This is a genomic window from Alginatibacterium sediminis, assembly GCF_003610775.1.
Taxonomy (GTDB): Bacteria; Pseudomonadota; Gammaproteobacteria; order Enterobacterales; family Celerinatantimonadaceae; genus Alginatibacterium; species Alginatibacterium sediminis.
This window is the reverse complement of sequence record NZ_RAQO01000008.1, coordinates 268,846-292,275: the sequence shown is the minus strand read 5'-3', so window position 1 is coordinate 292,275 and position 23,430 is coordinate 268,846. Positions and strand designations below refer to the sequence as shown.

6 protein-coding genes are annotated in these 23,430 nt (G+C 45.9%); 2 read left to right on the top strand and 4 right to left on the bottom strand.

Annotated features, from left to right (window positions below; all coding sequences use genetic code 11):
* Nucleotides 1-3: 3 nt before the first annotated feature.
* The gene (locus DBZ36_RS15235) at nt 4-696 is read right to left on the bottom strand and encodes an AhpA/YtjB family protein (RefSeq protein ID WP_120355817.1); all 693 of its coding nucleotides are present in this window, start codon (nt 694-696) and stop codon (nt 4-6) included.
* Between the two features lie 122 nt (nt 697-818).
* Between DBZ36_RS15235 and serB the strand changes: the two genes are divergently transcribed.
* Entirely contained in the window at nt 819-1,814 is a 996-nt protein-coding gene (gene serB / locus DBZ36_RS15230; protein WP_233558156.1) for a phosphoserine phosphatase SerB, read from the top strand.
* Here the strand turns inward: serB and DBZ36_RS15225 are convergent.
* On the bottom strand, nt 1,811-4,213 hold the full coding sequence (locus tag DBZ36_RS15225) for a PilZ domain-containing protein (RefSeq protein ID WP_120355815.1): 2,403 nt from the start codon (nt 4,211-4,213) through the stop codon (nt 1,811-1,813). The genes serB and DBZ36_RS15225 overlap by 4 nt on opposite strands.
* A 134-nt stretch (nt 4,214-4,347) precedes the next feature.
* Here DBZ36_RS15225 and radA point away from each other — a divergent pair, with 134 nt between their 5' ends.
* Nucleotides 4,348-5,712, top strand: a complete 1,365-nt coding sequence (radA, locus tag DBZ36_RS15220) for a DNA repair protein RadA (RefSeq protein ID WP_120355814.1) — start codon at nt 4,348-4,350, stop codon at nt 5,710-5,712.
* Between the two features lie 6 nt (nt 5,713-5,718).
* Here radA and DBZ36_RS15215 read toward each other — a convergent pair whose 3' ends face one another.
* A complete protein-coding gene (locus DBZ36_RS15215) occupies nt 5,719-7,425 on the bottom strand; it encodes a ShlB/FhaC/HecB family hemolysin secretion/activation protein (protein ID WP_158589119.1) in 1,707 nt (568 codons plus the stop codon).
* A 36-nt stretch (nt 7,426-7,461) separates the two neighbouring features.
* On the bottom strand, nt 7,462-23,193 hold the full coding sequence (locus DBZ36_RS15210; protein WP_158589118.1) for a leukotoxin LktA family filamentous adhesin: 15,732 nt from the start codon (nt 23,191-23,193) through the stop codon (nt 7,462-7,464).
* Between the last annotated feature and the right edge of the window lie 237 nt (nt 23,194-23,430).

Sequence of the window (23,430 nt, the reverse complement as noted above, 5' to 3'; positions counted from 1 at the left end):
CCGTTAAGGCGCTTCTTCATTTGTGTCAGTGTTTTTACTGCGGCTAGCCAGCGCGTTAACAAACTGGCTTGCCTGACCGGACTGAGTTTGTTTTGCTTCTTGGCGGCTAATACTCCCCCAACGACGTTTCAGTGAAAGAGTACGAGTCAATAAAAAGCCAACAATAACAGCTAGCCCAACTATTAAATACAAGAGTTGCTGGTCGCGGTCGATAAGCGCAGTCGCTTCGGATTCAAGCAGCTGAGTCTCCACAGTGATTCGCAAGAAACCCATATTATCGCCATTGTCTTCGCGTATTTCAGCGACATATTGTGAGCGACCTAAGCCTGTAATCGGTGTTTGCGCTGCCCCTTCAATAGCAAGCATATCTTCTAATGGCAAATTTAAGTCGGAACTTACGACTACTTCTCCAATGGCATTATAGATTGTTGCATCGAAAATATAGTATTCGCTGTTAATGACATTGATTAAACTAGTTAGCTGTTCTTGATTGTCTTCCTTAAGTGCGTTCTCTAAATTAAGAGCGGCCATTGAACTTACAGAGCGCGACAGCAATTCAATTTGATGTGCCACGATGGACTCAACATCATTGCGTAAGGTGTTGAAAAGCGCAGTCGCCGCTGCCGCACAGGCCAACGCAAGTAGCAATTGGAAAATTTGTTTAAAAAAATAGCCACGCCGTAACTTAGTCGCCAAAAGAGAACCCTTATCGCAAAAGTAAAATCAGTGTACCTTAAGTTTGAGATGCAATCACGGATCGCAAATTGGAAGGTTTTCGTTTATCGTGACGATGACTAACTATGACAAGGAGAAGCATTTTGGAATTTCAGGCCCCCAATACTTTCGATAGTAAGCTTGCTGTGTGGGGACAAAAACAAGCGCTTCATGGCTTTTGGAATGCTGACCATAAAGCACAAATAGAGACCTTGGGCTTAAGCCAATACCTGCTTATTTGGGCCCCCCAAATTGCGTTTGAGCATTTGGAAAAACTTTGGGATGACCTAGAGCTATATGCGTATCAAAACTATTGTCACCAAAGCGCAACTATTGCAGGCCATACGGCAGTTTTAGTCCAAACTAGTGCGTCAACTGAAGAACTAAAAACTAAATTGTTACGCAGTAAGTCGGAGTTAGATGCGGTGATTCTTGGCAACTTGCCCGATCTGGATACACCTGGTCTATTAGTTATGGATATGGACTCCACAACCATACAAATTGAGTGTATTGATGAGATTGCGCGATTAGCTGGTGTAGGTGAGAAGGTCAGCGCAGTAACGGCAGCGGCTATGCGTGGTGAAATTGACTTTGAGCAAAGCTTACGTCAGCGCGTAGCATTACTTGAAGGTGCCCCTGAGTCTATCCTGCAAGAGGTTGCGAATAATATGCCTTTGATGCCGGGACTGGAACTACTTCTCGAGGCCCTACAGCAACATGGTTGGAAAACCGCGATTGCATCTGGTGGCTTCACCTACTTTGCTAAAGCCCTACAACAAGCCCATGGTTTCGATTTTGTTTATGCCAATGAGTTAGAGATAGACCAAGGAAAACTAAGCGGTAAGGTTCAAGGCGACGTTGTCGATGCTAAAGCCAAAGCAACAGCCTTAGCAAAATGGGCTACGCAATGTGAGATTCCCAACTCTCATACTGTTGCTGTCGGTGACGGCGCTAATGATTTACTGATGATGCAAACTGCAGGTTTAGGCATTGCTATCCACGCTAAACCTTTAGTCGTAGAGCAAGCACAAGCAGCTGTCCGTCACAGTGATTTAGAAGCTGTATTGCTTATTCTAAGTGCAGGAACCTTGGTTAACTAGGCCTGCGTTTTTGATTGTAATCGCGCTTTTACCAGGCGATTACTAGCTTTAATTTGTCCCAGAACTTCATCCGTCAAATCAACAAATTCAAACATGGCAAATGAGCTCCAAATTTCATCTTCAAGTTGCTTGGCTCGATGAATGGCATAACTGCTGATATAACTAAGCTCTTTGTCAAAGTAAGCTCGATTAGGGCGTCCGGTTCGTACCGCCCTAATCTCAACAACCCTTACACTGCCATGCTTAAGTGCCGTTTTTATAAACTCTATAGTCTTGTGAGCATTGCTAAGAGCTTGCTCTTGGCGAGTTTGCAAAATCTCACCCTGATCATTACAACTGATGTATAAAATTTGCGGGTCGATGCTCTGAAGTAATTTGAGTTCGCGTAATTGTGTTACAAGGTGAATGAATAAGTCATCTCGCCCAAGCAAGTTATTTAAGTGGGCATGTTTATCTAGCTCATCAACGTTAAACAACTGGTCTAAGCTCGATGCAGCAATACCTCGTGTGAGCATGCAGGCCGAGAAGTGAACATTATGCTTAGATAGGAATAAAGCGCGGTTAAAGCAATAGTGAGAAACTAGACCGCGTAGAGCTCTGGATAGGGATTCACGGGCAACGATCTCCGGCACCAAATCTAGCTTGTCTTTGTTATCTCTAATCAGCTTGGTAAAAAAGCGCTTTCCATCATGTAAGCTTTCATTGTCAGGTGGAACTCTTAAATTAAAAACGGTCTGACTTTGGTTACAATTGACAACGGTATAGTTGAGTTTATCCAAATTAAAGGAGCTAACCCGATTTGAAAAGCTACTCAGGCTAATAAAAACCTGACTATCGGTAGTGATATTTACTATTGGCTGCTGGCTACAAACCTGCAAACCAGCACTTGAGATATCCATGGTTTCACAGGGATAATCTTTACCATCCAAATGTAAAACGACACCAGTCTGATGCAAGTAGCGACCTTCTTTACGCATTTGCGTGTACTCGTGAACCACATCGTTTACATGAATTGAAGCATGTTTATCAAGGTTAAATCGTGAAAGTAAGTTTGGGCTTCGTTCAACATTAAAATGACGCTGATAAATATCCAGTGAAGTGGGATTACTGATGTCAGTCAACATACCAAAAAGACTAATGTCTTTTAATCCTGCAAGCGCCATATTGTGTTGTTGTTCGATCTCAACTTGGGGGAGGGCACTGCGAAAGGCCATGTCTGCGACAGAACAATGGTGCCATTGAAACTGAAAGACTCGCCAACTAGGCTTGCGACTGCCAAAGCCCCAAAAAAGCTGTTGAAGTTCTGGGTCATCGTCAAGTTCAGTGCTCGATGCTGCGTAGTAGGATGTGACCTCTTTATGTACGTGGGTAAAGCTATAAAAAAGAACCCGGCCTTGTTTTCGGCGCCGTAAATCCTGAATCCTATTTGAGTTTAGCAGTTGCCCTAAGCGCGAGGTTTGCTCATCCTTCCAATAGGAAATAATATGAGTATTGACCCGATTTCGTAGTTGATGCTTAAGTATTCCTTTGCCATCGAAGTATAGCGGTAATCCTGTTGCCTGACTGATATAGAACTGTTCATAACCTTTGATTTGAACTGCATTGATCATGTTGTCAACATCAATGCGTGAGCGGCCACGGTACGATTTAAGAAAGGACTTCAAAAAGTTTACAAATGAATCGCTAGGGTTATTTGCTACCAGCCCTAGTACCCGTTTTTTGTTGTGAATTTCACTCGCTAAAACATGATAATCACATCCCTTGATAAGTACCGAATTGGCATATTCTTGTTCCAATCCATTGAAGCGAACTCGAAGCTGTTCACCTTTTTCTATTTGGTACTTAGGGTCTAAACGAACTCGCAGCCCAGTCAGCGATAGATTGCTAGACATCGCTGGCATTTCTACCCCAGATTCACTAATCAAGGTAATGGGCGAACTCAAAAGCACACGTTCTTCTTTGCGACCAATATATTGGTTCATGTCCAACACTGGGACCTGGATTTCTATTCCGCGTCGCTTTGCCGCCTGCTCCGGCGTTATATTGTTGCGTTGCATCACTTTAAAGTTGTTTTCTGTGGCTTGCAAAGCTTCGTATATTCCCATGCTGTAAATATGAGAATAGACGTCAAGCAACTGTTTAAAGCGCTTTAGAGCAATGTTATCAAGGTAATGAATTTGGCCTTTGTAGTTAAACTCAAAACAGTCACCGTCAACCTTTCCGCGTAAATCGATAACGCGCAGGCAGGGAGCACATAGACGTTTAAGCTCCATTTTCAGCATAAAGCGTTCACTAGCACTGAATTGAGAAGTTGCTTTGGAAAATACCTTATCGAATTCGGCATGGTTTACCAATGGAATAAGGTTATTGATCAAGACTTGTTGTTGGCTGAAATTCATGAATAATCAGAGACCAATAATTTGCATTATAGTAAGTAGCACATCGGGTCGGTTTCGACCCTAAACAATGATAACTACAAAGAAGTCAGTATAACAGTTATCGGAACTTGCTTTTAAATACTGAGAAATAATTGATGGCTAAGGCAAAAGTAGCATTCGTTTGTAATGATTGTGGCGCAGATTTTCCGAGGTGGCAGGGGCAGTGTGGTGAGTGCAAGGCTTGGAATACTATTAGTGAAGTTAGATTAGCCGCAAGCAATCCACGAACCGAGAAGTTTAGTGGTTATGCCGGAGAAACCCAGTCTAAAGTTCAAACACTAGAAAACATAGATTTGGCAGCGCTACCGCGTTTCTCAACCGGGTTTGTTGAATTTGACCGCGTTCTCGGTGGTGGGGTGGTTCCAGGTAGTGCCATTTTGATAGGTGGCAGCCCTGGCGCTGGTAAAAGTACGCTATTGCTGCAAGTTATGTGTGGCCTAGCAGAGCATATGCCAGCTTTGTATATAACGGGTGAAGAGAGCTTGCAGCAAGTAGCTCTGCGTGCTCAGAGGCTTGGTTTAGGCCGCGACAAGCTACGTTTGGTCTCCGAAACGAGTGTCGAGCGCATTAGCGATCTTGCGCTTAGCGAAAAACCTAGAATTATGGTTATTGATTCGATTCAGGTGATGCAAATGGCAGATATCCAATCTGCACCTGGTGGGGTATCGCAAGTGCGGGAAAGCGCCGCTTGGTTAACTCGCTTTGCTAAGCAACATCACATCGCTATGTTTATGGTAGGACATGTCACTAAAGATGGCAGTTTAGCTGGTCCTAAAGTGCTTGAACACTGTATCGATTGCTCGATTATGCTCGATGGTGACGCTGACAGTCGCTATCGAACTTTACGGGGTCATAAGAACCGTTTTGGCGCAGTAAATGAGCTAGGCGTATTTGCAATGACCGGTACTGGAATGAAGGAAGTTAGCAATCCATCTGCGATATTTTTATCCAGAGGTCAAGAACAGTCACCAGGATCGGTGGTTATGGTGGTTTGGGAAGGAACCAGACCCTTGCTAGTCGAAATTCAAGCCTTAGTCGACTATAGCTCTTTAGCTAACCCGCGTCGGGTTGCCGTTGGTCTAGATCAGAATCGGATCTCGATGTTGCTTGCGGTGTTGCATAGACATGCAGGCGTACAAATGGCGGATCAAGATGTGTTCGCTAATGTAGTTGGTGGGGTCAAAGTGATGGAAACATCGGCAGACTTGGCCTTGTTACTTGCGATGATCTCTAGTTTCAGAGACATAACCCTTGACGCAGATTTAGTTGTGTTCGGAGAGGTTGGCTTGTCCGGTGAAATTCGACCCGTCAGCAATGGGCAAGAGCGTCTTCAAGAAGCGGCTAAACACGGTTTTAAACGCGCGATAGTGCCAAGTGCTAACTGTCCCAAAAAATCAATTGAAGGATTGACGGTGATCGGGGTCGACAAGCTTGCTCAAGCTTTAGAAGAAATTTCTTAAGTTACCTTAGAATGGGCCAAAGTTAAGAGATGCGTGAACTCGAGGACGTTTTTCATCGAGTTCTCGCAGGTTTGTTCGTAGCCCTTGAGCCAATACTAGCTGCATGTTCACTGATGGTCCAAATGACAACATAAATCCTAGCCCGGCACTGGTAAGCATACTGTCGCTTTTGACTTCTGAAAACCCACGTTCGACCACGGCACCATTGTCGACAAATACCAGTCCTTGTAAGTAGGGCTTGCGAACATCGAAGCTAGCACTAGCTTGACCGGCAAGGTGGCGACGCACCTCCGCCGATACAAAATAGCCACTGTGTCCTGACAGTAAACCTTCGGAGTAACCTCGGACGGTGTAACTACCGCCAACTTGATATAGCTCACTAGAGGCAAGGTATTTGTCGCTCGATAGTTGCAGTCCGGCTTTCAAAAAACTATTTACGCCTGACTCAAATCGGTCAAAACGCGAAGCACTTCCGCGATAATAGAAGAAGCTATTTTCATCAATCCCAGTAGATTTTGCTCTACCGCCGACAAGGGAGTTATCGATGACCCATGCACCACTATCGGTTTGGCGCTCGGTTGAAATACCGAGTGTCAGCAGTCTTGTCGTTGCATCGTCTTGCTCAAATCCACTAAAGTAACTTTTGGAATTACGGCTGGCGGCATTTCCGTATAATGACCAATAATCTTGAATGGTTGCCCGTAATGGATAGCTCAACCCGATGCTAAAGTCGCTAGAATCGCCAGTAATATCAAGCGTTTCAAAGGGACCATCAACCACATTGACTTTGCCTTTGCTAGCAATCAAATCCAGCATCAAGTCGTGGCGGTTAAGTGGGGCGGTATAATACAAACTGTAGTTTTCAGCACCTTCATTTTGAGTCGTTATAAAGGTTAATTTGTCACTGTTACCAAAGGGGTTGTAGAGACTAGCCACTAAACCCCCTCGGATATCTCCGACCGTATAACGTCCAGCGTTGTCGAGAAAAAAGGAGAACTGAAATCGCTTGGGTTCGCTCACTTGGATATCGATATCAGTTGTACCAAATTCTTTACCTGCAGCAATACCTGCACCGAGTTGGTTGTCATAAATACGGTTGAATCTAACCAACGCCGCCTCTAGTTCCGGTACTGAGATCACCTCCCCTGATGACGTTGGAATTCGTTGCTGTACGAATTCACTCTTGAGGGCTTGATTACCGCTAATGTTTAGGTCACCTAGTTTGGCTTCAACCAACTGCACTCGAACAAGGCCGTTCTCAATAGTTTGTGCGGGCAATATTGCGCGCGCGGTTGCATGCCCTAAGTTGGCGTAAATAGCGTTAATTTGATCAAGCAAGGTTTGCAAGTCGAAAAGACTTATATTTTTTCCGATCAAAGCGCTTGCTAGTTCTGTAATCTCGGTATTATTTAGCAGTGCTGATTCATTAATTTGAATCGCCTTGAGCTCTATTAATTTTTGTTTAGATTCCAAGCGTTCAGTGCGCATTTCAGGAATCTGAATCGGCGACACGATAGGCTCACCGCTGACTTGTTGCTCTTGTAAACGCTGATTAATTTCCTGACGCTGCTGCTGTTGTAGTGTTGCCGCATTGATACCTTCAGATTCAGCGTAGCTGGTTTGGCTAAAGCTACCAAAACAGAGCACGACTAATACTAGCTTATTTCTAAAACTGTTTTGTTTAGCCTGCTTATACTTTAACGCTACATCCATGAGCATTTTTCCTAATAGTTAACTAACGTCGCGCGCTTATTCAAATAAGTCTTGGCTAATCGTGATAATTTCTGGACGAGGTCCGACCGGGTATTGTTGTTGTAATTCATCTACCCTGCTTGATAATTGTTGATTACGCAAGCTGGTAAGACTCTGATTAATTTCTAAATTTGCATTAGAACCCACCGAACCCTCTGCGTTTATCCGCGGTTCTTTGCTGATCAGGAAGCCATTACTGGAGACTTGGTTTTGGCCTACCGATAGGGAATAGAATGTGTCATCCGTATAAAATCGAACATCATGCGCACCATCGTTTACCTGAGGCAATGCATCAACACGAACGCTAGCATAGGGAGTATCAAACTCAGCATAGAGTGAGCTAATGCCGTCAATTACATTCAGCACTGGACTAGCCACACTTAGCACCGCAATGTTTGAATACAGCTTAGTAAAGTTAACTGACTGGCTTGCATTAGCAGCTATTTGAATGAACTCTGCGACACCACCGTTTATACCTGTGGCTTCAATATCGAGAACACTATCAGCGTTGGCAATAACATTTATGTTAGGTGCCGTAAGCTGTTGTTGTTCTGCGCTAATTGTAATTGCGCTTTGCCCGCCGATATTTTGCTGGGCTTCAAGCACTGCTTTATTCGCGACCACATCAACTGCTGAGCTAGAATCACTTAAAATACTGCTGCCGGCACTAAGACTAACTTGCTCTGATGAAACTTGACCACCATTTATGCGTATCTCGTTAGCCGTCTCAATATCGATTGAATTACCAGCACTAACTTGTTGTGACAATTCAAGGTCGTTGCCAGCACTAATGACTGTTTCATTTGAAGCCGCCATATCCGCGGCTATGTAGATATCATTGGCAGCATCGAGATATATATCGTTGCCGCTCACCGTGGCGTTGGTTTCGATATTTTCATCTGCGAGTAGCTCTAAATCTTGTTGCGCAGCCACTTGGGCATTCAACACAATATTAGATGCAAGCAACGAAGCATTGTTACCAGCATTAACTTGCGCATCAACTATGATGTTGGCGGCGCTTACAAGTCGAGTATCTAGACCGCTGCTGGTTGTGCCCAGAACTTCCAAAGTATCTTCACTTAGAATCGATAAGTCTGTGCCAGCTGTTGCCGACTTAAGACCTAAAGCTCGGTCAACTGCGCGTATATAGGTAGCGGCAGCTGAGTTTGTTTCAAGCCAAGACAACTCATCTTCTGCTGTGTCATCGAAGTTAGCAGCTAGGGCAATATCGAGTTCATTGTCAAAACTACCGATAGAACTATCGCTGTTCAAGCTGATTTGACGGGCTAAAATGTTCGTCGCTTGATCGTCAAATGCATCAATTATTGAACCATCGGTATTGATAGTGACGTCTTCTCGGGAGTAGATCGTATCAATAGCTAAATCAAGACCTACCTGCTCTAACCAAATATCGTTGGCTGCTCTTGCAATCAATGGCGCAACATTACTTCGGCTATCGAGCTGAACTTGAATGGCTTGATTGATGCTACCAATAGCTCCTTCGGCTGACTCCAAAATAAGATTAGACGCAATGAAAGCGGGAATTCCGGCGGTTTGTTGCAGTATGGAACCATTGGTTTTCAGACGCAGACGTCCGCTTGACCAAATTTGCTCAACTAGGGCGTTGGCTTCGCTTGATATAAACACATCGCCGTCAACCGCTTGACCGGCTTGATTGTGAGCACTAAGTGCACCGGTGCTTAATACATTTACCGCTTTGCGCTCGAGTACTGTGGCAATGCCGTTGTCATCAATACTAAAGTCTTCACGTTCTGCACCCGCTAATGCAACTTTGTCTTCGTCGCTAATGTCCGCTGGGTTTTGGTTCAAATCGATGGTCCTAGCTTGCAAAGTTTCACCGATACCAAGATCTGCAATTAGGGCTACGCTGTTACCCGATACGTTCGGATCTTTTAGAACCGGATTGGTATCGGTGACTTGCTTGATTAAACCTGGGGCCAAGGATATTGCTAATTGTTTTTCAGTCCACGAAGCGCCATTGCTTAGGTTTGCGCGCTCTGTATTGCTGGCAGTGTAGCGATAATCGTCATTGAAGCTCTGAGGAATTTGATCCCCATAAGCTCCGTCGCCTTCAACATACAGTTTTTGATGCAGAGCATGATAACGAGCACTATTTTGCGCGTTGTAGTCTTGGATGAAGGTGTCGGCTTCTAACTGTGATTTACCTTGGTTTAATAAGCGTTCACGAACGGCGCTCTCTTGTTGCGCACTTAAACGAGACTCAAAGTTGGGGTCGTAGTCCAGTGGGTCAGCTTGTTGATCTCTGAGTTTCCAATAGTCGCGATAGTCCTGCGTGCCCTGTTTTTCAAATGCCGAAATAGCCGCATCTTGTTTGGCTTGGTTATTGGCTGTCCCTTCAAGCAAAGCCAGCGAATCCCATAAACCTTTTAGTTCATCAAAGGTGCGCTGGTCAATTTTAGCAAACGGGCTGTTATCTAGTATTTTGCCTGGCGTTCTGATGCTCACATCACCATTGCTTGAGCTGACTGCATTCACCAGAAGGTCAGCCTGGCTGTTATCCAATGAAGCTTGGCTTTGAATATGAATATCGCCTTTTGCGCTTGCATCCAAGCCATATTGGTGGCGATTAGCATAGTCGGCATCAAAGCCAAGTTGAATATTCAAAGGATTCGCCAAACTGCCTAAACTTCCATTATCGCTAACTAAGTTCAGGGTGTTGGCTTTAATCACTGAGTTGGCATCTTGGCTTAAGATGCTGCCCTCGGCTGAGAGGTACATTTTACCAAGTCCTAGCGCTGCGTCGCCAAGTGCTGACACTTGTCCAACAATCAGGTCGCCACTGCGCTGGCGAAGTGACAAATCACCTTGGCTGACACTTACATTTAGCGGGCCACCGTTGTTTTCAATCAGAACCGGAATTGGATTATCGCCAGCCACGCCAATGCTTTTTGATGACGCAAAGTTGAAGTTGTTGCCGATAAGTACGCCGCGATCACCCTGAGATATTGATTGGTCGACTTGAACCAAGTTTGAGGCGCCGCGCAAGCGGGAGAATGGGTCGCCAGCACCAGCGGTAATGGTTGTTGTACCGAAGCGGTTATCGATAGCACCATCAATAATCACATTGCTTTTCGAGAGGATGCTAATCGCGCCCGTGTCTGAGCCCGAGAACTCAATATCTATAAGGTTGTCAGCTTTGAGTCGATTAGTGATGATATCTGTGTAGCCGTAGGTTTGCGTCCAGAGCGAGGTATAATCTGATGCCAAACATAAAGTCCACCAATTACAATCGTTCCATTCATCGTTTTTCACCCATTTGTCTTCGCTGACATCGTGGAATTTTCCCGCTTTATAGTATTCGTCATCTTTATATCCTTTGTTTACCTCAATCATCGTAGCGTCGTTTAGGCGGCGGGTGGTTTTTGGTAGTGATGAAAGCTCGTCAGGCGTTCCATCAGGTTCTCCTTGACTAATCGTAATGCCGACAAAGCGTTTTCCTGTAAACTTCCAATCCGTCACTTGCTTTTCAGAGGTGGCGGTTTTCCAGATGTAATCCAAGCCTTCTTGTGGGGAGTAGGTAGTATCGCGTGAGTTACCAATGACGATTGATTGCGTAGCATCGGCGTCAAACGTATTGTCGTTCCAGACACCAGTACGCTCAACTTGAATATCTTCACCAACGCGAGTGTAGACGGAATGGATAGCGTTAACTTCACCGGTATTCTCATCAACAAATTGGATGTCTGTGATATCAATGACCCCTTCGATACCGTTGCCAAGGCCGCTGTTATCTCGACCGGTACTCAAATTATTGATAACGATCGCGCGATCTGAGGTATTGGTGACGTTGATTTGCCCAAAGCCATCGACAACTTTAAGTTTAGCGCCATCCACAGCAGTATTGAGAATTTGACCATAGAGCTGGATGTAACCACCGCTTACTAGTTCGCCATCAAGTACATAGCGACCATTGTCAACACTAGGGTCGTAACTTGCACCAATATTGCCGTAGTCATCGACTATCTTGTACAAACCGGCATAAGTGGCCGTACGCTCGGCCCAGCCGTCTTGCTGAGAGTCCCAATCAGCATAGGCTATATCTGCCTCTAGGCGATCAAGCTTGGCATTGTAAACGAGCCCTGGTTGATCACTAATAATCCACTCTACAAGACTCTCATCATTACTGTAATCATCTTGGTAGCCGTCTAAATCGTTCTGAGATACACCGAACAAGCTGGCGCTACCGGTCAAAACCGGGTTTTGGTCCAAATCGATGTATAAGTCGGCGATACCACTTTGCACTAAGCCATTAATGTTCAGATAGCGAGCGCTTAACACCACGCTGCCATTAGCGACAATGCCTGCACCAGGGGTATTCTCAGCAGGGTCACCAGAGCTATGGAAAAATCCATCAACGTAGCTTTGCACAAAGTCGCCATTTTCAGCTTTTACATCGACGCTTGCGGCGCGAATGTTTTTGTCGACGTAAATACTGCCCGCAGCGCTTTGTACTTTGACACTGCCGAACTCATTGATGATATCGCCTGACAAACGAATGTCAGGGGCGGGAGCTTGAATTACAGTGCCGGCCCCATTGGGATCGTAGTTACTGGTGACAATAATTTGTGGTTTATTACTGTCTGAGATTAGAAAACGACTATCGAAACTTAGGTTATCAGAGCTTAAGTTACGGTTGGCTTCAGTAACATCTTCATTGTTGTTTACAAAACCATTGTTAAAGCGGATTTCGCCACCGCTATAGCTGTCGACTTCCATCTCGCCAAGTATTAAGAAGTTGGGCGTGTGGTTTGTTATTTCTATTCGAGCGTTACCTGGCGCTTTAAGTTCGCCATCTCCGGTAAGGTTGTCCGCCCATATATCGATACTTCCGAGGCTTACTTTGACTGGATCAACAGTGACAAAATCTGCAACCGGACCAGACGCTGATACGTCAGATAGATTAGGTAGATCGGCTGCAAGTTGGCCTAAGTCCGTTAGAGCAAAGCCAAAGTCCTTTTCCCATTCGGTAATAGCGGTGAGGCTCAATTGGTTGTCTTCAATACCTGCACTGACTTTTTGTTGTTCGGCTTTTATTGCTGCGTAGAGCCTTGTAAATTCGGTCGAAGGTGTTGCATCTTCCGGCGGGGCCATCGCTGCGATAATGCTAGTGTTGTTTTTTGAAATGGTGACTAATTTATCCTCTATTGACGCAAGCTTTTCTGAAATTAGCTTCCGGTCTTGAGTATTATGCTGTTTCTTGTCTTCAATGATTGAAGAGTCTGGATTTGCTAAGGCTAATTGTTCATCGATCAACCCCTGTCTGTTATTGATAGCGCTTTTTAAATCCGATATATCAGATTGATATTTCGCTATATCGTCTTTTTCAGCAGCGTTAAGATTGTTCCAATCTGCAACGTTATTCTTAACGGTGGCATCGGCTATTTCAGCTAGCACATCAACTACCGCTTTAGCCAAAGTAACTTGGTGTCCGGAGGTGGTATCGACCAGCTCTATGCTACTGTCTTGCTGGGAATCAATTTCTGCATCTAGCGAGTCCAATTGGTTACTTTTATAAACGATTTCTCGAAGACCGGCTTCCTTAGGACTTGGGCTTTGATAAGAACCCGGGTTGTATGCATCTGCATCTGCATCAGAAACTAAGTAAGGGTTGCCACCAGCAAGACCGACTTCAGTTAACTTAAACTGTAGGAACTTAATCTCGGCTTCATAGGCTGCTACAGCGGCTACATCACCAGTATAATCGGTGATTAAGTCTCTTAGTTTGTCTATCCGTGCTTGAATTTTACCGGTAATGCTTTGAGCCAGTTCAACATTGTAACTAATACCATCAGTTGCTGTCGTTGCTAGTCGCCAAAGCACAGCTACCCGATATTTACTGTCTGCAAGCACTACATCGCCATTGCTGTCGACCCAAACTGGCGTATTCGTATCATTACCATCGATGTCTACAAGTTGATAATCAAGGGTTAAGGATTCTGAGCGATTAATACCCGCGAGCGCGGTACCATCGACAACAACATTACTTAGTCCAGAGACTGTTTTAGAACCGCCTTTAATATCGAATGACACGTCATCACCACCAAATGCGTTGCTAATACCGCTTACTATACTGCCAGCAGCTTCACGGTAAATATCTTTGCCAATACCGCTATATTTGGCGCTAATACTACCTCTATCCGCGATTAGCGAAATGTCCTTACCGGTTTGAACCAAAGAGTCAGCGGCTAGTTGTAGTATTGGATTACTCGTAACTGCCGTATGCGCATCGGGCGTAGAATTTATTGGGATCGCCGTTTTGTTCCAAAGCTTCACTTCACTATAGGCATCAATATTGCTGCGTTGGCCATCGCTGGAACGGCCTGCGGATAACGATATATTGCCAAGATCTGCGGTTAATACTGCGTCATTATCAATAAGGGTTAGCTCACTAGAGCGGTAATCGATATCAGCTAAACCTTCAGGTGCACCGGCTAAGCCATAAGTGTCGGACGATGCTCGTGCGTCAAGTTCAACTAGGTTACGGCTGCCTATTTTAATGTCACCAATGTCGGCCAAAATGTCACTGCGTTTGCCTACACTAACCATGCTTGAACTGCTTACGTCAATTTCAGTTTCAGTTTTGGCTAAAGCGATTAAGCCACCCGAATCAAGCTTGGCTTTGCTTCTCAGCACTAAGTCGTTGAGCGCATCCATAAAGAAAGTGGCTTCATCAATTGCAGGCATTAACAGATGGATGTTTGCATCATTTCCTATGCTAGCAACGGTCGAGAGTAAAACGCTGGTGTCAGAGCTACCTGAAGGGGCGTTTAGTACGCCACCTGAACCAGATTTGATATTCCATGTAGTGGTGTCGCCATTGGCATTTGCGTCTTCGCTGCGGGTGTTACTACCCAACCAAAATTTGTAAACGCGGTTAATCGCATCGAGATCGAAATGCTGTGTTGTTAAGCTCGTATTGTCGCCAATGGTACTGCTTACCAAACTATCGACGCTGTGCTGTGAATTGGCGCCACTTGCGCCGACTGCCGAGGCAGAAACTGAATCAACTTGGGCATTGAATTGACTGGTGTGATCGGCCAACAACGTGAAATGAGTACTCGCGAGCTGTGCGTTTTCACCAATCGCTGCTTGGGTATTGCTGTTGGTTTGGGTATCGGCAGTTGCCGCAGAGCCAGAAATTAAACCACCACTGCCTGAAGTTGCCTGCGCGAAATTATTATCAAATCCTAGCGCTGAGACTTGTATAGCATCGATATCTCCAGAAAGCTCAACGTTATCACCTAGTTTGGCCCAGCTTTGCGTATCAGAAGTCGCCTCGGACTCAGTAATACCGGCAGCCAGTAAGCCGCCAATGGTTATGCCACTGACTTCGGCCTCTTGTTGTGTGTTATTGAGCGACGATAAGGTAAATGTGTCATCAAGTTCAAAATTGCTGTTGTCGCCAATCAATGCGTGAGCGCGGCTAAGGTCTTTGCTTTCGGCACTAGTGGCATTGAGTGCGCCTAATAAGCCACCTGATGCGCCAAGTGCGTAGCTAGTATTTCCGTCAGCGAGAACTAGTCGCTGAGCCGATATTGAAGCATTGTCAGCAACAACTGACGCCGACTCGCCAATTAAAGCGCTAACATTGGTTTGGGTTTGCGCGCTAGCTAAGGTTGCGCCAACAGCGCCTATCAACGACACGTTTACGCCTCGAGCTTGCGCATCAGCTTGAGTTTTTGCTGCAGCGTTAAGGATTAAATCGTCTGACAGTTTCATGTTTGATTCGTCACCGATGGCGCTTTCAACACTGGTGTTGATAATACTGTCGGCCACAGTGCCACTAGCTGCTAAGCCCATGCCACCTTTGCCGGCTAGGGCATCAGATTTGGCAGTCACTTCTGAATCAGTGAGCACCTTTAATGACTGAACAGACTCAGTGTTATCTGCACTTTGCCCAAGCTGTAAGCCATCGCCAATAAGGGCATATGTGCCACCACCAACGAGGCTTCTAGCTACCGAGGCACCTACTGCCGCTGTTGCTGAAATACTCACGCCAATGGCTTTGGTTAGAATTTCGCGGCGTTCACTGGCTTGTATCGTGACGATCTTGGCATTGTTTATGACAATGTCATCGCCTAGACGCGAGCGACTTACACTGTTGTCGTTGCTAATCGCTAGCGCGGCATCTGCAGCAGCGCCACCAAAGCTACCTGCATACGATTGTGCGTCGCTTTCGTTATTGGTGTTGGCTTTTAAACTAATGTTCTCATTGGCGCTAAGCGATGTCCTATTGCCAATATTGGTACTTGCACCGCCGTCAATGTCCAAGACTGATATCCCGGCACCTAAGGCACCAGCACCAGCACTAGCGGCACCTGCGAGCTGATCTACATTCGAGTCTTGCATGGCGATTAAATTGAGATCGTCACCAGATGCTAGCTCTACATCTGAACCCACGTTAACCGTGGTTCCACTCGCGATTTGATTGCCCACTTGAGAGCTGACTTCAAGCCCTGCTCGCGCTGTTTGCGAACGAGAAGCGGCATCTTGAATGTGATTACTATCTGAGCCTGACAGTAGCGTGGCAATACTGTTATCGCTGGCTTGGTCGTCGGCATATGACGTTGCGTTATCGGAGCTGCTGTCAGTTTCTAATTGCTCTTGACCGGCTTGACTTAAACCATTGCCAATGGAGTAAACCGATACACCGGCGGCAATACCAACAATACCGCCAGCGGCGCTAACCACTATCGAGCTGATGTCGTTGTGACTCAATGCACTTAAACCGAGTGTCGACTGAGATGCCACCTGCGCGCCATTATTAATAAATGCAGAGGTATTGTTTGTGACACTACCTACATCAACCGCGCCGGCTAAGCCAGCTGCTCCAGCGCCAAGAGCGCCGGTAATCATTTCAATGTCAGTTTGGTTACGCGCTGCAATGTTGACCGACTGCTGTGAATTAGCAGCGTTTTGATTGATATCACTTAGCGCACCGATGCCGGCTTGGGTATCGGAGTTGATAGCCAAAACTGATACCGCACCTGCAACACCAGCATATAAACCTGCTGCGCCACTAGCTGTGACCCCGAATACATCTTCGCTACTTGTGGCCTCAAGTACGAGGCCTTTTACTGCAGAACGGTCTGATTGTTTGTCGTCGTCTAAGGCGTTGTAAGTAGTATTGGCGTTAGCGCGTGCGTCCAGGCTGACGTTTTGCCCGATTAACGCGTCAGTGGTTTTATTGATGCTGTTTACGCCGACCGAACCACCAACACCGGCCCCCCCAAGACCAATGGCTACGCTGCCATCTACAATATCGGTTTGGGTATCGTTGGTGGCGATGATAAGCACGTTTCCATCACTATCGACGCTGGCGTCATCACCAATAAGAGCTTGGCTGATAGCGGTAAGGTCCAACACTGAGGTTGAGCCAGCAATACCAACGGTACCCCCGCCCGCAAGGCCTGCCGCTATCGATAATAGATCTTGGTTGGAACTAGCAATAACGCTTAGCGCTTGCTTGGTTTTAATGTCGCTTTGCGCAGCAACGATAGCGCGAGTTTGATGATTTGCCACAAGTACATCAGCTGCAGCGCCAATCCCGGCCGAACCGCCAGCAGATGCAGAACCAGCAATACCCATTTGATAATGGTCGTTACCTGCAGCAACTAAGACCTGTTGCTGGTTATTGGCATTGGTATTGTCACTATTGACGATGCTAGAGTTACCAACTTGGGCCAGAGTATTCGTGTCAATAACATTGACATCACCGGCTAAGGTAACGGCGCCAGTGCCGCCAATTGAACCGGTAGCGGCAATGGTTTCAATATCGTCTTTATTGCTGGCTATAACTGCCAGTCCCTTGAACTGGGTATCGACATTTCGAGTGCTAACCCGCTGGCTAGCCAGCGCTTGGTTTTCACTACCGTCGTTATTAGTGCCCGGTCCAGATATTTCGCCTTCATCGTCGGAGTCGGCCACGAAACTTTGGCTAAAGCTGCCGTCATTAACAGCGATTGCATCGCTATTAGCTAGGGCCGTTATTTGTACATTATCGCCCACGATAGCTTGTGTAGTTTTGTCGATTATGGCTACAGCTGCCGATGCGCCAACGCCTGCGCTTCCACCAACACCTGCATTGCCCGCAATAAGATCGAGTTCATTATCATTTTGGGCGTTAACTAAGATATTACCGTCGCTGAATAATTGACTGTTATTGCCAATTAGCGCGCTGGTGAGTACGTCGAGAATGTAGACTGATGCTGAGCCGGCAATTCCAGCGCTGCCGCCCAATCCTAGGGATGCTGCCACGGATGTGATTTCTTGCTGCGCTAGGGCCTCAACAATAATGTTGCTGTTGGCATTTATTTCAGCGTTTTGAGAAACAAGAGCTTGGGTCTTTTTATCAATCACTCCAACGTCAGCGCCAGCACCAATACCTGCGCTGCCGCCGAAAGCTAGCGCTCCCGCAACACCGAGTAATGAGCTTTGGTCACTAGCGAGAACGATGACGTTCTGGGCAGAATTAGCAGCATTGTTATTGCTGTTTATGTTGGCGTTGCTACCAATGCTAGCCACCGTTGTTTCGTTAAGCTCGGTTACGGTTGCAGAACCCGCAATCCCTGCTTTACCAGCGCCAGAGCCGCCGGCTGCGATAGTTTGAATGTCTTCAGACGAAATGGCCTGCACAATAACGCCTTGCTCACTTTGCGTTATCGCATCGCCATTACTATCGAATTTACCTGTATATACATCTGTAGCCGCTTGATTGGCGTTGGCTTGAACATCACCGGCAAGCTGAGCTTCAACGCGGTTGTTGGTGATAAGCGTTGAGTTTGAAACACCAATGGCTGCCTTGCCCGCAAGGGCTACGTTGCCTGCCAAAGAAAATACTTCGACCTGGTCTTTAGCCAATACGGCTACGCTACCATCAGCGTTTATGCTTGAGCTTTGATCAACCCGGGATGCAATCTCGGTATTTAGCTGTACGATTGAAGCAGACCCAGCAACACCCACTTTGCTGGCCAAACCGCCACCGGCAGAAATGGACTGGACCGTACTGCTTGAACTTGAATCAAGTCGAACATTACCAGCTAAACTGTTCAGCTTGGCATTGCCCAACACTTCACTGGCGACCAGATTGTTGATTTCATTCCAGGCAAACGCTGCGCCAACACCAGCACCGGAAGTACTGGCTCCAACGCTACCAACTATCGCGAAGATGTCAGAACTGTCTGTCGCTGAAATATCGATGTTGGTTCCGGCAACTAAACCATTATTGTTGAGCTGGCCGCTATTCCAAGCTCTAGTATTGTTGTCGATGGTGTTAATCGTTAGCGAACCTGCGGCTGCCATTTTACCTTTACTTGCACCGATGGCTGCGCTTATGGACTCAATTGTGCTGTCATTTTCAGCTGCAATCTCTAAATCACCAGCTACGACAACTGCCGAGTCTTCAATTGATGAAAACACATTGTTGCTAATGGTATTCCAAGCGAACGATAAACCGATACCAGCTTTACCACCATAGGATAGCGCACCGGCGATAGTACGAATGATTGAGTTGTCTAAGGCTTGTATCACTAAAGAATTGGCAGCAGATGTACTTTGACGCATAAACGCTAAGGTTTGATTATCAATATCATTGATGGCAACCGAGCCTGCGGCCCCCAATTTACCTTTACTGGATTGTAATGAGGCTGCCAGTGATTCAATTGTGCCCGAAGTTTGGGCCGCTACGCGCAGCATGCCCGACGATTGAACATTGGCATTGGCTATACTCGCCTGGGTATTCTCGCTTATCGTATTTTGCGAGTAAGAACCGGCAATGCCATTGCCATAGCTTTGGGTTGAAATTGTAACCGCACCTGATAGGGCTTCTATTTCATTTATACTGTTGGCTTCGATAGCAACATTGTTTGCTGTTGCGATAGTTGCGCCATCATCGACATAAGCAAGTGTCGTAGCATCCAAATCATTGAGTGATACATCTCCCGAGACGCCAATACCAAACTTACCACTGCCCGATTTGCTAGCACCTTGCGCACTGGAACCGCCGCTTTGGGTTGAACTGGCATTGCTTGGTGTGTCTGTTTGAGCTTTGTTCTCAGTTGCAATCGCCCCTGCTACAGAGTAAGAGCCAAGTAAAAGGGTGTTAGTAGCTGTTATCGAAACGTCATTTTGAGTGCTTACCGATCCTTTTGCGTAACCGGGGTTTTGATTATCTGGGTCAAAATCACCCAAAAATGCGCGCACATCAGACAACACGTTATTGATGGATACCGAGAAACCAATACCAACCGGGCCTTTAGTCGCAACCACTCCGCCAGCAACGGAGATAACATTAAGATCGGCGTTCGCGTCAATGATTAAATTTTTGGCGGCGATAATCGCTTGTTCATCAACAGCTGCTAAGCTGGTATTTGTTATATTGTTGATTGAAACAGCACCTTGAATCCCGTAGCCATCGGACTTTCCGCCCGCTTCAGTCACTGACACCAAACGTTGGGTGTCTTTAGCATTCACGCTGACGTCTTCAACAGTCGTTACTGAGGCATTGCCGCGGATGGTCGCTGACGAATTGGTGGTCATAGTGATCAAGTCAGCCGAGCCACCTAAAGCTGCTTTACCGCCGCTTGTTCCAAAGAATTTTTTACTTAGTATGCCAGTGGCTGCAATTACATTGACTTCGTTCTCTGCTAATACTGAAACATTATTGGCTTGGACTTGAGCTCCATCATCAATATAGGCATGGGCAGAGTTCTCAAGTTCGAGTATGTTTAAGCCTAAAGCCAAACCAAGTCCTGATTTACCTGAAGCCGAATTAATCGAGTAGCTAGTAAGGAACATATTTAAAATGCCACCTCGAAGAAAATCGAGAACTTGTTCGGCATTGTCCCAATCGATTTCCCAAGGATAGGGGATTAGTGTTTTCGCATTAACGTCGACATTACCGGTCGCATCAATTACCGCAGACTTCCCGATATATGCATTTGCCAGACTGTTGTAGTTTCCTATCGCTGCTGAGCCTCCAAGTGAAGTACCTTTAGAGTTGGTTTTAGCTCCCGCACTATTGGTGATGTGGTCGCTAATACTTGCTTCGACATTAATATTGTTAGCGCTGAGAATTTGAGCGTTATCGGCGATCAAGGCATTTGCTGTATGGCTAGCATCGGTCCACGATACTGCGCCGCCAACATTCAAGCTGCCATCCTTAATCCCTGGAAACATAAAGTTACTAATTGAGTCTGATAAGCTTGGGCTTAGTGGCGTTAAACTAGATAGAAGTTTATTGGTAACGTTTTGTTTAATGCCATCTTTAAAGTTAACAATTTTGTCCGCGAACTTTTTAGGATCGCCTAGGCTGGCAGCATCAGCTGCGTTAGCTTCTATAACTTCGGTAGAAGCGTGTACCAATACATCTCCAGTTTTTGCTTGCACGGTGCCAGCTAGAGAAGCATAAGAGTTTGATTCGACTTCGCTATACGCAACACTGAACCCTGCACCACTTCCGCCGTTATTCTTAGTTATTGCAGAGACGTCGGTTTTCATTTCAGTTTCAGAGCTGAGCGAGACTGATTCGGCCTCCAATTTGGTTGACCCGCCAACTTCAGCTCGGCTATTGGCGACCGTATTCGCATAAACAAAAGTTGCAGCTAAAGGGATGTTGGTAGAGTTTAGCCCGGCAATCACTTCGCTTTCTGCTTTAGTATTGGCACTTATTTTAAGCGCGTTAGCAGCGTTCAAAGTAGTTGTATCTAATACACTTGTGAAGGCTTCAGCTTTAGATTCACCCCATGCAGCAGAAAACAAGAAAGGGCTATTGAAATTAGGTTTAACCACTGACTCCGCATCACTGGCAATGTTCATAGCCCCGAATGCAGTAATGCTGCTAAAACCACTGATGACGGTACGTGCATTCGACTCAGAAAGACCGACAATTGTAGTTTGGGTATGGTCAAAAAATTCTTCATCGAGGGTTTCTGTGAGGCTGCTTTCCGGATCAGGTAACCAGCTTTGGTCTGCGAATTTAGTTAAGGTTCCCAAGATAGGGAAGACTAAAGAGGTTGCTGACGATGATAATACCTCGACATCTTGTCCTTCAAGAGTGCTGTTTTCTATGACAGTTGACGCATTTGCAGTTTTCTTAAAACCTGTTCGCGCGCCAGCTTTAGATTCGATACTCAAATCTCCATCAGCCAGTATTTGGCTGCCAGAAATTAGAGTACTAGCGGTTGCGCGAGAATTTAACTGAAAATACCGGCCGGCAATACCATCAATGGGGTCGTCTAACTCGCCATCGATATAGGTCTGAATACTTGCCGCGTCCAACAGAGGATCGTTTTCAAGTAAACTTAAAATTGCCGAGGTTTCTGCAAAGGCTTGCAGGGTAATATTACGACCGGTTAGTTTGCTATCGGTCGCCACAATACTAGCGCTGGCATTGCGCTGCGCACCTATGGCGTCAACTTCTGAGGCGCGGATGAGTATATTGCCACCGGTAAAGCCAGCGCTTGCATGGGCCAATAATTTGCTACCGGCTTCTAGCCTTATGTGTTCGGCTCTTAGTTCAATATCGCCAGAGTTAGCTACAGAAACGTCGCTTTCATGGTCGTCACCAACAGCCACGGAACGAGTTGAAATGGTAATATTTTCGCCAATTGTGATGCTATCATTCGCGATTAGAGTGTATTCAACCCCATTCGTGTATTGATCGCTTCCAACGATTTCAATGTCATCAGGATCAATTAATACCGAACCCGCGCTACCATTGCTAGCTTGAGCTTCAAACTGCCCACCCTCTAGGCGAACCACTTTTTTAGCTGAAAACTCAATTGCACCACCATCACCAGAGACGTCGCCACCTTTAGCTGAAATAGTCGCGCCTTGTTCAAAGAGTGCATCGTTTTGGGCAAATACCAGTACTTCGCCCGCATTCGAGTTGTCGCCTATGCCGTCAGTTTTGATCTTGGCACCGGAAATAACTTGGATATCTTGCTTGGCTGCAATATTTATGTCGCCGCCATTAACGTCGCTACTGCCACTGTTATCAAGAGTGCCGCCGATCACTACATTACCTTGGGCGTTGATCGATATAGTACGGCTGCTGGCTAAGGCGTCAACCTGGCCTTCTACATTAACGATATCGGCAAAGTTGATGGCTGAGCTTGGTCCAACATTAATCGAACCATTGGTATTTACCACTACACTTTGTCCATTGATTTGGACATTATCAATAGCGTTAATTTTGCCTTTAACGCGAATCAAACCACTTTCTGAAATGGGGTATGTGCCATCAAGCGCTTGTTGAGCATGGGAGTCACTAATATTGCCGGCGCCATCGATTAAGTCGTCAACATAAGCTGTTGTTGGGCTGGCGATGGTTAAACTGCCTACATTAATCTGGCCTTGTTCGCCAACGACAACGCCATTGGGGTTAAAGAAGTAAACATTGCCCCCAATTTTGCCACTTTTATAAGCGTTTAAGGTGCCATCAATTTGACTACGTTGGTCACGAACGACATTGATTAGGTTTTGGCTTTGTTGAGGTACGTGAAGATTAACAGTGTTTGCGGTTTCAACATTAAATTTGGAGAAGGAGTTATAGGCGCTGTTGCCTTTAACTGTAGAGGTTGTGATGTCGGTAACTTGGCCATTAATACTGAGCTGAGTTTGGGTGCGGCCATCAATAACAATTGCGGGAGTATTTGCGTAGACCGGTGTGCTTTCAAATAACGCCATAAACATCGTTAACGCAAAAAAAGACCCTGTATAGGTCTTTCTCAAGAGAGTGTCTCTATCCATGAGAGTTCTCGCAAATTGTTTGCATCCAGGTTGGATAGCATTGTTATCCGAAGACTAACGCATTTTTCAGGCCAACATGGTAAGTCTTTGTTTTATTATAATAAAAAAATATTGCCAAAAATAAACGTCAAACAACTGTAAATAAATTCGACAGGTTTCGTGGGTTACATGTTA